The sequence below is a fragment of the Empedobacter sp. UBA7620 genome, assembly GCF_002484185.1.
Lineage (GTDB): Bacteria > Bacteroidota > Bacteroidia > Flavobacteriales > Weeksellaceae > Empedobacter > Empedobacter falsenii_C.
On the sequence record NZ_DLJI01000037.1, the window covers coordinates 23,447 to 36,483 of the forward strand.

The 13,037-nt window shown below is 32.3% G+C and carries 10 protein-coding genes; 4 read left to right on the top strand and 6 right to left on the bottom strand.

Features of this window, described 5'->3' with window-relative positions:
• Nucleotides 1–18: 18 nt before the first annotated feature.
• Nucleotides 19–3,222 (bottom strand): SusC/RagA family TonB-linked outer membrane protein, encoded by a 3,204-nt coding sequence (locus B2217_RS09190; RefSeq protein ID WP_291122400.1) that lies wholly within the window; start codon nucleotides 3,220–3,222, stop codon nucleotides 19–21.
• Between the two features lie 244 nt (nucleotides 3,223–3,466).
• The gene (locus B2217_RS09195) at nucleotides 3,467–5,020 is read right to left on the bottom strand and encodes a calcineurin-like phosphoesterase C-terminal domain-containing protein (protein WP_180906329.1); all 1,554 of its coding nucleotides are present in this window, start codon (nucleotides 5,018–5,020) and stop codon (nucleotides 3,467–3,469) included.
• 202 nt (nucleotides 5,021–5,222) lie between these two features.
• Here B2217_RS09195 and B2217_RS09200 point away from each other — a divergent pair, with 202 nt between their 5' ends.
• On the top strand, nucleotides 5,223–6,413 hold the full coding sequence (locus B2217_RS09200) for an MFS transporter (RefSeq protein ID WP_180906803.1): 1,191 nt from the start codon (nucleotides 5,223–5,225) through the stop codon (nucleotides 6,411–6,413).
• On the opposite strand, the gene B2217_RS09205 is transcribed toward B2217_RS09200, so the two are convergent.
• Complete coding sequence (locus B2217_RS09205; RefSeq protein WP_180906330.1) at nucleotides 6,394–6,975, bottom strand: DUF5715 family protein; 582 nt, start codon at nucleotides 6,973–6,975, stop codon at nucleotides 6,394–6,396. The genes B2217_RS09200 and B2217_RS09205 overlap by 20 nt on opposite strands.
• Nucleotides 6,976–7,018: 43 nt before the next feature.
• Nucleotides 7,019–7,663, bottom strand: a complete 645-nt coding sequence (locus B2217_RS09210; protein ID WP_180906331.1) for a DUF5715 family protein — start codon at nucleotides 7,661–7,663, stop codon at nucleotides 7,019–7,021.
• 261 nt (nucleotides 7,664–7,924) lie between these two features.
• Between B2217_RS09210 and B2217_RS09215 the strand changes: the two genes are divergently transcribed.
• The 3 genes from B2217_RS09215 to B2217_RS09225 are packed head-to-tail and all read left to right on the top strand — an operon-like array spanning nucleotide 7,925 to nucleotide 10,571.
• The gene (locus tag B2217_RS09215) at nucleotides 7,925–8,800 is read left to right on the top strand and encodes a carbon-nitrogen hydrolase (RefSeq protein WP_180906332.1); all 876 of its coding nucleotides are present in this window, start codon (nucleotides 7,925–7,927) and stop codon (nucleotides 8,798–8,800) included.
• A complete protein-coding gene (locus tag B2217_RS09220; RefSeq protein WP_150823468.1) occupies nucleotides 8,800–9,507 on the top strand; it encodes a subclass B1 metallo-beta-lactamase EBR-3 in 708 nt (235 codons plus the stop codon). Before B2217_RS09215 ends, B2217_RS09220 begins: the two co-directional genes overlap by 1 nt.
• A 2-nt stretch (nucleotides 9,508–9,509) precedes the next feature.
• On the top strand, nucleotides 9,510–10,571 hold the full coding sequence (locus tag B2217_RS09225) for an agmatine deiminase family protein (protein ID WP_180906333.1): 1,062 nt from the start codon (nucleotides 9,510–9,512) through the stop codon (nucleotides 10,569–10,571).
• A gap of 58 nt (nucleotides 10,572–10,629) precedes the next feature.
• Here the strand turns inward: B2217_RS09225 and B2217_RS09230 are convergent, their stop codons facing one another.
• Nucleotides 10,630–11,988, bottom strand: coding sequence for an acyl-CoA dehydrogenase family protein (locus B2217_RS09230; RefSeq protein WP_291122404.1), 1,359 nt, complete (start codon nucleotides 11,986–11,988; stop codon nucleotides 10,630–10,632).
• A gap of 66 nt (nucleotides 11,989–12,054) precedes the next feature.
• Entirely contained in the window at nucleotides 12,055–13,011 is a 957-nt protein-coding gene (locus B2217_RS09235) for an NAD-dependent epimerase/dehydratase family protein (RefSeq protein WP_291122406.1), read from the bottom strand.
• Nucleotides 13,012–13,037: the final 26 nt, after the last annotated feature.

The window sequence follows — 13,037 nt, forward strand, 5'->3', positions numbered from 1 at the left end:
TAAATTGAATGTTGTAAATTATAATGAAGCTTTTAAGGTTACTCCATACGTTGCTGTTGACGGCATTTGTCCCATTTCAACTCCAGGTACATAAGTATTTCCATTTAATGATGCTGTTTCTGGATCGTATAAAGGAAAATCACTAATCGTGAATAAATCGCGTCCGTAAACTGTTAATGACAATGCTTGTAAACCTGTTTTTGATAATAATCTTTTAGGAAAATCAAATGTTAAACTCACATCTCTTAATTTTAAATATGAAGCTTCGAATGAATTAGATTCTACATTTGCACGACGATTATATTCAGCATAATAAGTTGCCACATCAGCTTTTGTTGTATTTGGAGAATAAGTTCCGTCAGCATTCAATACAACACCATTTCCAATGATGTAACCATCTTCTCGACCAGGTAAAGAATCTGCCAATTTTCCTTGCTCCATCATTTTGTGATAAGTTTGTGAATAGACAATTCCACCATATTGTCCGTCTAATGTAAAACTGAAACGCAATGTTTTGAATTTGATTTCATTTGTGAAACCTGCTCTCCATTTAGGTGTTGCGTCTCCAACATATTCTATTAATCCATTTCTAATTGGAACACCTGTTTTTGCGTCATAAATGATTTGTCCAGCTTCGTTTCTTACAAATTTTTCACCATATAGAGCTGTAGAAGAACCGCCAACTTTAGCAATTTGATAAACTGTTCCAGATTGACCAAGAATCATTTGATCACCTTCTATTCCTTCTACTAAAGATTTTACTTTGTTTTCATTTTTAGACCAAGTTCCAATCATTTTCCATTCAAAATCTTTACTTTTAATTGGAGAATACGTAGCTGCTATTTCAATTCCTCGGTTTTCAATTTCTCCTCCATTTACCACTCTTCTTGAATAGCCAGTTGTGATATCATTTGGTAATTCGAAGATTTGATTTTTTGTACTTTGTTGATAAACTGTAAAATCTAAGCTTAATCTTTTCTTGAATAATAAAGCCTCGAAACCAGTTTCCCATGATGTTGTAGATTCAGGTTTAATATCAGGATTAAATAATCTTCCAGGTACTACTGCAGATGCTGTAAAATCGCTTTGATCATAATATTTATTTGTCCAGCCAGGAGTTCCTCCATTACCTACTTTTGCAAATGATAAACGATATTTCAAGTAATTAATAGGTCCTTTTATTTTAAATAAATCTGATAAGATAAAACTTGAAGAAATTGAAGGATAAAAGAACGAACTGTATTTAAGTGCTACAGAAGAATTCCAGTCGTTACGTCCTGTTATATCAACGAAAATCATATCTTTCCAACCAAATGAAGCCATTCCATATAATGAATTTTCTTTTAAATTAGAATCATACGTTCTTGCAAAAGAAGAAGTTAATTTATTCGAAAGTTTATAAACTCCAGGAGATGCTAATCCATCTATCCAAGCGGTTAAATTTCTGTATTCGTAATTTTTTCTATTTCCTCCAACATTTGCATTAAAACTGAAATCACCCCACTTATCAGTATAAGTTAATAAGAAATCGATATTTGTTTCAGTTTTAGAAACATCTTGTCTTTTATAATAACCTTTTGGTGTACGATTCATATCAAATGGACGTTTCTGTTCGCGCAATTGTGTATACGTATTAATTGCAGGACGTAACATTAAGCTCAATTTATTGCTTAATTTAAAATCCGCTCTAATATTTCCAACAATTTGATTACTACTCATAGGATTAACAGCTTCGTAAGCAATAGCATAAGGATTGTCCATGTATGAACTATACGGACGAATCATTTTTACACCATCGTAATTTTTTTGCCAAATAGGTTTGTACCAATTTAAATCTACATTTGGATTTTGGAAGATCATAAAATAAGCAATAGATCCATTATTGTAACCAGTTCCTGGTAAATTATCACTTGTTTTTCGAGTATAGTTTAAAGCTGTCGAAACTTTGATACGATCACTTACTTGATAGTTTCCATTAATAGCTGCAGTATAATTTTCGTAGCCCGTATTTGGCATAATCCAGCTATTTTTCTGATGTCCAATAGAAGCTCTCATACTTCCTTTGTCATTTCCACCAGAAAGTGTAACTGCATTACTGAAAGTGAAACCAGTTTGCCAAAATCCTTTTCTATTATCTTTATACGCACGCCATAAAGTCCTTTCAGCCCCTTGTTTTTCTAAAGTTGGATCATATTGAAAAAATGATTGTCCGTCAAATTTTGGTCCGAATGCAGAAGAAGTACTTCCTGTGTTTGGTCCATCTGCTGAGGTTTGATACGAGTAATAAGGATTGCCATTTTTATCGAAACTCTTTCCAGTTCCTTGACCATATTCATATTGAAAATCTGGCCAATTGTTAACGATATCAATAGCTACAGTTGATTTATATTCTAAACCTAATTGTTTACCTTTTTTACCTGATTTTGTTGTTATAATTAAAGCTCCATTTGCAGCTTTATTTCCATAAAGTGCCGCTGCCGAAGGACCTTTTAAAACGGTTACACTTTCGATGTCAGCTTGATTGATATCAGAAATACCATTACCAAAATCGATAGGAGAATCATCGCCCATGTAAGCAGTATTGTTTCCAGAAGAAGTCATTTCTGTGCTCATTGGAACACCATCGATGACAATTAAAGCATAATTTTTTGATTGGTCGATTGAATTTGCTCCACGCAAAATAATTTGCTGAGAATTGATTGGTCCATTTCCTCCAGAAATAATATTAAGACCAGCTACTTTTCCTTTCAATCCCGAAGACCAGTTATTCGCTTCTGCTGTTGCAAGTTCTTCCGAACCTATATTTTGTTGAGCAAATCCTAATTTTTTCTGCTCTCGCTTTATCCCCAAAGCAGTTACAATTACCTCATTCAGTTGGTTAGATTCTTCTTGTAAAGTAATTTTTACTTGAGAAATATCTTTCGGTGTGTATTCAATAAATTTGTGTTGAGATGAATTTACCAATAATGTAGGATGAGCAACATTTACTGAAACAAATTCGAAAAAACCATCTCCGTCTGTAAATGTTTTAAAAGATGTTCCCTTGATGATGATTTCTACATCTGCAACTCCTAATCCGTTTTGATCAACGATTTGACCTTTGATTGGATTTTGATCTTGAGAAATCGATTGATGATAATCTGTTTTGGTATAAGTTTTAGCATTGGCGTGTAAACTTAAAAATCCACCTAGTAGAAGTAGTGGTAATTTTAATTGCTTCATGACTGTAAAAATGAAATGTTTATGTGTTAAAAATTTTAACAAAACTAGAACTTCTGTTTATGAAGTTGTTTAACTCATGGTTAAGAGATTTTTAAGTAAACATTACTAAAATAGAGGTCTTGATATTAGTTTTACATTTGAGTAAAGGTTTATTGATTTTTATTTAACATGAATAAATTGTGGAATATTTTATTTAAAAAAGCCACTTCGTTTGAAGTGGCTCATCAAGATGTGTATAAAACGATTATTTGATAACTTCGAAAGAAGATTTTTCTGTAAAAGTATTTCCGTACAAATCGGTTGCGCGAACTTCAATTGGATAAGTTCCAGCTTTTAACTTATTCGGTAAACGAACAGACCAAATATGTTTCGAAATTTCTGGAGCAGAAGGTCTGTTACCAATATTTGTAATTTCTGCATTATCAATTTTCATTATGGTTTCCATATAATTGTAATCAACTGTTGGATCCCAATTCATCTCTTTCCATTCACCATTATTTACACGATATTCCACTTTATTTGATTCATGTCCCATAAAGAAATTAGCATATAAAAAAGCACGATTGCGTTTACCTTCTTTTACTTTTTTTGTGTGGTACAGATCGATTTGTTTTTCTTTTGGTGAATTTGCAACTTTATAATCAAATTTATATTGATTACCATCTACATGTAAAAAAGCATAACCTTTTGGTGTACCATCGCGCATCGTAGAAGCTGGAACTCCTTTTGCATCTTTCGGTCCCGAATACCAATCACCAGAAGTTGTTCCAACATTGTACTCGTGATGAGGTTTTTGTTGTTGCCAACCATCTTGATTTGCATAAAAAATCTGTTCTTGGAAATGTGTATGAGCAGACATTGAAATTGTATTTGGGTAATCCTTTAACAATTCGAATAATTGATTTCTATCTTCTGGACGTGTGTCACGCAACGGGATATGAAATGCTAAAACGATTAAATGATCTTTTGGAACAAATTTTAAATCATTTTTAATAAATTCTAATTGATCAGGACGGAAACCTCCCCAGTATCCTTTTCCATCGCGAGGATCAGGATATAAAATATCATCTAAAACAATAAAATGTGCTTTACCGATATTATATGAATAATTATTTGGTCCGAAATTTTTCTCGAACGTTTCATCCGAATATTGATCTTCTTTTGCATCATAATTCATATCGTGATTTCCCATTACATTGTACCAAGGCAAACCAACTTTTGAAACAGCTTTTATATAAGATGGATGCAAATTCAAATCATCACCAACCAAATCTCCTAAAGAAAGTCCGAATTCCATTCCTTTAATTCCTTTAACATCATCAATTACACCTTTAGAGAAATATTCTATTTCTTCTTCTGTATAAGCTTGAGGATCACCAAAAATTAAAGCAGAAAATTTTTCGTTTTCCTTTGTAGGAATTAAAGCAAAATCAATACTCTTTGGAGTGTTTCCAGTAGGAGTAGAACCTGCATATTCTAATTTTGGAGAACCATTAGGTTTGTTGATGTAGTAGAATTGTGGCTGATTGAATTCGTTTGTCGGAACTTTGTAATTTGTTGGTTTAATGACAAACAAAATAGTTTCGTTATCAATCTCGATTTGATATTCTCCTTTATCATTTGTCGAAACAACTTGTTTTCCGTTACTAACTTGTACATTCGATAAACGTTTTTCCGATTTATCGAATTTGTTGTTTTGATTTTTATCTTCAAAAATAATTCCTTTAGCAAGTTGTTGAGCGTTGACAGAAGTATAAAAACTTCCAAATAATACCAGCGATAATACGATTTTTTTCATTGTGTGAATCTCTTGTTTTGTAGATGCTAAAATTCTATATTTTATGCGGGTTTTGGATTAACACAACAATAAGTAAAGATTAAATTTAAGTAAATAAGAATAACATATTTTCAAAGTTAATAATGGATGAATAATTGTCTTTCATTATTAAATAGTCTAAATTTGCAACCGATTGCATTATATTATGGAAGAGAAATTAAGCATGAATTCACGACAAATTTTCATGCAAATTATAGGTTATGTAAGTTTTTCATTTATAGGTTATTTACTGATAGGCTTGCCTTTGGCTATTTTACCTATTTTTATTACAAAAACATTAGGTTTTACTGAGCTTGTAGCGGGTATTGTAATTAGTTTGCAATATGTGACAACTTTTATTTTGAGAGGTTATGCGGGAAAAATTGTAGATACAAAAGGTCCTAAACCAGCCGTTTTATTAAGTATGAGTTTGTTTATTTTAGCTGGAGTTTTATTATACTTTTGTTACTTTACAAGAAACAATCATTTTCTGTCATTAGCTATTCTTGTACTTGCGAGATTGGTTACTGGAGCAGCAGAAGGAATGGTAGGTGGAAGTCCGATAAACTGGGCAATTTTAAAAATTGGACAAGAACATACAGCTAAAGCGATTTCTTATAACGGTGTTGCAAGTTATGGCGCATTGGCAATTGGCGCACCATTGGGAGTGATCTTAAATCAATATTTTGGACTTGGTTTTATTGGTTTGTTTAGTATTGTTTGTGCGATTATAGGTTATTTTTTAGCTAGAAATAAAGAAAATATATTAACTGCAGTTTCAAAAGTTCCGCAACCATTTATAAGTGTATTGAAAATAGTTGCTCCTTTTGGAATTTGTTTAGCATTGGCAGGTCTTGGATTTGGAGGAATTTCCAATTTTATAACACTTTACTACGACTTTTATAGTTGGTCAAATGCAGCTTTATGTTTAAGTGTTTTCAGCTTATTATTTATCGTAGGACGATTATTTTTTAATAGTTCAATTAATACATTAGGAGGATTAAAAGTAGGAATTATCTGCATGATAGTCGAAACGATAGGTCTGTTAATTCTTTTTAGCGCACCAAATTCATTTATAGCTCTTATTGGTGCTGGAATTACAGGAATTGGTTTTTCATTAGTTTTCCCTGCAATGGGAGTAGAAGCTGTAGCGTTGGTTTCGGACAATAGTAAAGGAGCTGCCTTAGCTGCGTACGGCTTGTTTATTGATATTTCATTGGGAATTACAGGACCTCTAATTGGTGGTGTTATCAGTTTATTTGGAATGTCAAACTTATTTGGTTTTTGTAGTTTGTTTGTGTTTATAGGGTTATTGTATAGTTATTATTTACAAACAAAAAAAAATCGTTCAGAATTTAATAATTCCGAACGATAATATGAAAACATCTAATTTTAGATTCTTTTACGTAGTAAATTTTGCCTGTTCTGACATAATTTTTTAGCACTTGTTCTAATTCTTTTTCTAGTTTAGAATCAGGTCTAATTTTATGATTAAATCTAACATAAGAAATATCAAAAGCAGCACCAAAATTATGCGAACTATCGTTAGAAGATGCATTTTTATTAATTCCTCTCAAACGATTTTGATCATGTAGCGTTCGTGTCATCGATGTAACAACGAAAAAATTTTGACCTGTTGCTTTTACAAAATCACTTGCAATACTTGTCAAAATATCTCGACCTTTTGGAATAAGATATGAATGACTATGTGTTAAATCTCCAACTCGCCAACCATAACCACGCTGTTTTATTTTAACCAATTTACCTTGATTAATGTACTTGTTCAACTTTTTATCACCATCAATTAGCTCAAGTTTATGAGATTTTGCGGCATTCAAATGCTGAACATATTCTTTAGAAGGTTCTATAACAACTCGCGATTGAGCGTAACCGAATAAAGAAGAGCAAATAAAAAACGTTGTTAAAAATTGTTTCATGATTCAATTCTCTTCTGCAAAAATAGAAAAGAACTTTTATATATTACATTGTTGTTGATTTAAATTGATCAGGATTACGAACCGTTACATGAAAACAGTGTTGTCTATATTCTTTGATATAGTAAATTTTGCCATCATCTTGTAATTGTTTTAAAATTGCTTCTAAATTATCACGATGAGTTTTGCTATACGAATATTTATTATTGAATTTTGTATAAGACAAATCAAAAGAAGCTCCATAGTTATGAGAACTTTCATCTTTTGCAGCATTGCTATTTACTCGTCTTAAACTTGCTTGACTTTCCTCTGAACGAGTAAGTGAAGTTACAGTAATTGTAGCATTATTTTCGTCCAAAAATTTTGAAGCAATTCGTTCTAAAACAGTTTTAGCTCTGTTGTTTAAGAAAGCTTTACTATGTGTTAATTTCTCAATTGTGTACCCATTTCCTTCCTCAGGAATAGCAACTAATTTTTTTGTAGCAACTAAACCTTCAATATCATCAAAACTCTTAACGATTGGAACGTTGAATGATTCTGCTGCCATTAAATGGTCGTCATAAGTTACTTTTTTTGTAGAGATAGAAGTGGATGAAGAGGCAGAATTTTCTGCTAAAATGTAACTTTCTTGACTTTGAGCTGAAATAAATATTCCGCTAAAAAGACAAGAAAGGGCAATTAATTTTTTCATGTTTTAAATTATTACGCGACAAAATTAGAAGTTACAATTTAATAAAGACTTGTTAAAAATTATAATATTTAGGTAAACTTTTTTTAAAATTTTCTTAAATCTGTTCTCAAAATAGCATTGTTAGATAGATTGATAGAATTTTAAATTTCATCTCATTTGAACATAAAATATTCTTAAATATCATTTCTAATAGATTATGTCATACTAAATTTCTTAATTTTGTAATTATTATTCATTTTTATTTTTAGACCTATTTATAAAATGGCAAAAGTTAAAGTTGGAATGGTACAAATGACTTGTACTAATAACAAACAAGAAAATTTAAACAAAGCAATCGAACAAATAAAAGTAGCAGCTGCAAAAGGCGCTCAAATTGTGTGTTTGCAAGAATTGTTTACCTCATTATATTTCTGTGATGTCGAAGATTACGACAATTTCGATTTAGCAGAATCAATTCCTGGACCATCAACAGATGCGTTATCAGTTGTAGCAAAAGAATTAGGAGTTGTAATTATTGCTTCATTATTCGAGAAACGTGCGCAAGGTTTATACCACAATACAACAGCTATTTTAGATGCTGATGGACAATATTTAGGAAAATATCGTAAAATGCATATCCCAGATGATCCTGCGTTTTATGAAAAATTCTATTTTACACCAGGCGATTTAGGTTACAAAGTTTTTGATACTAAATTTGGAAAAATTGGGGTATTAATTTGTTGGGATCAATGGTATCCAGAAGCCTCTCGTATTACAGCATTGATGGGTGCGGAAATTTTATTTTATCCTACTGCGATTGGTTGGGATACAACGCAAGACGAAGAAACAAATCAAGATCAATACAATGCTTGGCAAACAATTCAGCGTTCACATGCGGTTGCGAATGGAGTTCCAGTTATTTCTGTAAATCGTGTTGGTTTTGAGCAAGATGGAGCGATGAAATTCTGGGGAGGTTCTTTTGCGACAAATGCACAAGGAAAATTGTTGTATTTGGCAACGCATGATCAAGAGGAAACAGAAGTGGTTGAATTGGATTTGAATGAATCTGATTTCTTCCGTAAACACTGGCCTTTCTTAAGAGATCGCCGAATCGATTCTTATCAACCAATTACAAAACGTTTTATAGACGAAGATTAATGAAAAAAATATTTTCACTTATTGCATTGATAGGAAGTTTTGCATTTGGTCAAATAAAACCAATTCAAATTGATTCGATTAATAATAATCTATTTGTTTATCAAACATTTAATTCGTTTAATGGTGTTGAGTATAATGCAAATGGAATGTATTTGGTAACGAATAAAGGAATTGTTTTGTTTGATGTTCCTTGGCAGAAATCGCAGTATCAAGAGTTAAATGATATGTTGCAAGAAAAGTATAATTTGCCAGTTATCGCTGTCTTTGCAACACATTCGCATGATGATAGAGCAGGAGATTTGAGTTTTTATAATGATTTGAATATTCCTACTTATGCAACTTCTCTAACCAATTCTAAATTAAAAAAGGAAGGAAAAGCAACTTCTAAATTTGAGATTGAATTAGGGAAAACATACAAATTTGGTAACGAAAAATTTGTTGTTGAATATTTTGGAGAAGGACATACTTCTGATAATGTTGTGGTTTGGTTTCCGAAATATAAAGTGTTGAACGGGGGTTGTTTGATAAAAGGTGCTGATGCTGTAAATTTAGGTTATACAGGCGAAGCTAATGTTGCTGAATGGCCAAAAACAGTACACAAATTAGTTGCAAAACATCCAACGATTAAACAAGTTATTCCAGGACATGACAATTGGAAAGCTACTGGACATATCGAAAATACGTTTAAACTTTTAGAAAAGAAATAAAATTGAATACTATAGATACATCAAAATTCCCAAAAGATTTAGGATATAGATTTCCTGCCGAATGGGAAGAACACGAAGCAACTTGGTTGTCTTGGCCACACAAAGAAGAATCTTGGCCAGATCGTATTCATTTAATTTATCCAGCTTATGCTGAATTTATTGCTGAATTATCAAAAGGTGAAAAAGTTCGCATTAATGTAAAAGATGAAGAAATGAAAGCATTTGCTTTATCTTTTATCGAAAAAACGAATGCTGATTTGTCACAAGTTGAGTTTTATTTCAACGAAACAAACGATGCATGGTGTCGCGATCATGGTCCTGCATTTTTGTTAAATAAAAACAATCTTTATAACCCAAAAGTTATTGTCGATTGGGGTTTCAATGCATGGGGAGGAAAATATCCACCTTTCGAAAATGATGATATTGTGCCAACAAGAATTGGTGCAGAATTTAATCTTCCTGTTTTTCATCCTGGAATTATTATGGAAGGAGGTTCAGTCGAATTCAATGGAAAAGATATGTTGATGACATCAAAATCTTGTTTATTGAATGAAAATCGTAATCCAGATTATTCGCAAGAACAAATCGAAGAATTTTTAAGAAATTATTACGGAGTTTCGCAAATTCTATGGGTAGAAGACGGAATTGTTGGTGATGATACGGATGGACACATTGATGATACAATTCGTTTTGTAAATGAAGATACAGTTTTGACGGTTGTTGAAACAGATGAATCGGATGATAACTACGAATTGTTGCAAGTGAATCTTCGCCAATTGCAAGAAATGAAATTGGAAGATGGACGTCCATTAAACATTATCGAATTGCCAATGCCGGATGCGGTTTATTGCGAAGGTGAGCGTCTACCTGCTTCTTATGCAAATTTTTATATCGCGAATAAATCTGTCATTGTTCCAACCTATCGTTGTGTAAAAGATGCGATTGCTTTGGATATAATTCAGAAATGTTTTCCAGATCGTAAAGTTGTAGGAATTGATTCTACAGATATTATTTGGGGATTAGGATCTTTCCATTGTTTAAGTCAACAAGAGCCTAAGATATAGGTTTTGTCAAAATATAAAACAACAAAAAAGCTGAGTAGGTTGCTCAGCTTTTTTAATTTTAAACAAATGCACTAAATCCTGTGATAGAACGCCCTACAATAAGTGAATTGATTTCTTTTGTGCCTTCGTAGCTGTAAATAGCTTCGGAGTCGGCAACAAAGCGAGCGACGTCATGCTCTAATAATATTCCATTTCCACCCATTACTTCTCGTGCTCGTGAAACAACATCTCGTGTTCTCATTGTACAAAAAACTTTTGCTAAAGATGCGTGTTCGTCTAGTAAAATTCCTTCATCTTGCATTTCAGATAAGCGAAAAACTAAAGTTTGCATTGCTGTTAAATTAGATAACATTTCGACCAAATGTCCTTGTATCATTTGAAAAGAAGCAATTGGTTTTCCAAATTGTTTTCGATTTCGTGTGTAATCCAAAGCGCTTTCATATGCTCCGCGCGCGCAGCCAGTTGCCATCCAAGCAACTCCAGCTCTTGTCATTCGCAATACTTTTGCTGTATCTTTAAATGAATTAGCTTTTTGTAAACGATTTTCTTCAGTAATTAAACAATCTTTCAGAGTAATCAAGCCATTCTGAACAATTCGTAAAGCCATTTTTCCTTTGATTTTTTCTACAGAAAAACCAGGATTATCTTTCTCTACAATAAAACCTTTTACTTCTCCATCATCCAAATCTCTTGCCCAAATAATGACTAAATCTGCAAAAGTCGCATTACCAATCCATTTCTTTTGACCATTTAAAATCCAACCTTCTTCTGTTTTTTTACATGTTGTGGTTAAACCTCCTGCTGCACCAGAACCAACTTCGGGTTCAGTTAGTCCAAATGCTCCGATTTTATCAAATTTTTGCATTTGTGGTAACCATTTTGCTTTTTGTTCTTCCGATCCGCACATATAAATTGATCCCATTGATAAGCCAGATTGTACGCCAAAAAAAGTGGCAATCGAGGCATCTACACGAGCCATTTCCATAGCCAAAACACCTTCCATAATAAAAGGTAAATTTGGACAACCATAACCGTCGTAAGTGACGCCACAAATGTTGAGTTCTTTAAATTTTGGAATTAATTCGAAAGGAAATTGATCACGAAGCCAATAATCATTAACGATTGGTTTAACTTCTTTTTCCATAAAAGCTCTTACTTTTAACTGTAATTCGCGTTGTTCTGGAGTTAAAGTGTGGAAAACATCGTAGAAATCCCCATCAATTGGAGGAAGTTCTTTGTGTTTTTTATTTGGATTTAACATTTTCATCATTCCTTGAAGTTGTTTATCATCGAGTTTCGAAAAGTTTTCCATTAAAAGAGGTAAATCTACTTTTTGAGAAATTTTATTTAATTGCTCTAAATCAACTGATTTTAGTAGATGGATGATATTTTTTAAATTAGAAAATGCTCCTGACATATTTTGTGGTTTTTAACCAAAAAATTATCAAAGAGCATTCCTAAAATATTGTATTGTAAGAAAAAATTAGGCTTTACCTAATTTTATTTTCAAATTATCTAACATTGTTGTCGTCATTTTATCGATATCGAATTTTGGTTCGAATCCCCAATCTGCTTTTGCAACAGAATCATCGATAGAAGAAGGCCAAGAATCAGCAATAGCTTGACGGAAATCTGGCGCATAATCGATTGTGAAATTTGGAATATGTTTTTTGATTTCTGCTGCTAAATCTTCTGGAGCAAAACTTAAACCTCCTAAATTATAAGATTTAAATTCACCTAATTGTTTTGGATCAGCAGACATTAATTCAACAATTGCATTAATAGCGTCATCCATATACAACATAGGTAAATAAGTTCCTTCTTTCAAGAAAGAAGTATATTTTCCATCCTCGATTGCTTTGTAATAAATGTCAACAGCATAATCTGTAGTTCCACCTCCAGCAGGAGTTTTCCAAGAAATAAGACCAGGAAAACGAACAGAACGAACGTCTACATTATGATTTTGTTGGTACCATTTGCACCAATATTCTCCTGATAATTTAGAAATACCATAAACCGTAGAAGGAGTCTGAATTGTATTTTGTGGTGTATTGTCTTTTGGTGTATCTGGACCAAAAACGCCAATAGAAGAAGGCCAAAAGATTTTATTGATTACTTTATCTTTCGCTAATTCAAGGAAAGTAAGTAAAGTGTCCATGTTTAATTTCCAACCAAACATTGGATTTTTTTCAGCTGTACCAGAAAGTAGAGCCGCTAAATGATAAACAGTTTTAATATTGTGTTTTGCAATGACTTCTTTTATTCGATCAGCATCCATTACGTCAATTACTTCGTAAATCCCATCGTAATCAACATCTTTAGGATCACGTATATCAGAAATAATTACATTATTTTTTCCATGAATGGTTTTTAATTTCTCAGCCAATTCAGAACCAATTTGTCCTAAAGCGCCGGTGATCAAAATCGTATCGGTTTCCATTTTAAAAAGTTACTTTTGTTTGGTGT

Bases quoted from the DNA above. Each gene is read 5' to 3' on its own strand.
- B2217_RS09220 (WP_150823468.1), top strand. From the start codon at position 8,800: ATGAAAAAAATATTTTCACTTATTGCATTGATAGGAAGTTTTGCATTT.
- B2217_RS09205 (WP_180906330.1), bottom strand. From the start codon at position 6,975: ATGAAACAATTTTTAACAACGTTTTTTATTTGCTCTTCTTTATTCGGT.
- B2217_RS09235 (WP_291122406.1), bottom strand. From the start codon at position 13,011: ATGGAAACCGATACGATTTTGATCACCGGCGCTTTAGGACAAATTGGT.
- B2217_RS09195 (WP_180906329.1), bottom strand. From the start codon at position 5,020: ATGAAAAAAATCGTATTATCGCTGGTATTATTTGGAAGTTTTTATACT.
- B2217_RS09230 (WP_291122404.1), bottom strand. From the start codon at position 11,988: ATGTCAGGAGCATTTTCTAATTTAAAAAATATCATCCATCTACTAAAA.
- B2217_RS09215 (WP_180906332.1), top strand. From the start codon at position 7,925: ATGGCAAAAGTTAAAGTTGGAATGGTACAAATGACTTGTACTAATAAC.
- B2217_RS09210 (WP_180906331.1), bottom strand. From the start codon at position 7,663: ATGAAAAAATTAATTGCCCTTTCTTGTCTTTTTAGCGGAATATTTATT.
- B2217_RS09190 (WP_291122400.1), bottom strand. From the start codon at position 3,222: ATGAAGCAATTAAAATTACCACTACTTCTACTAGGTGGATTTTTAAGT.
- B2217_RS09200 (WP_180906803.1), top strand. From the start codon at position 5,223: ATGAATTCACGACAAATTTTCATGCAAATTATAGGTTATGTAAGTTTT.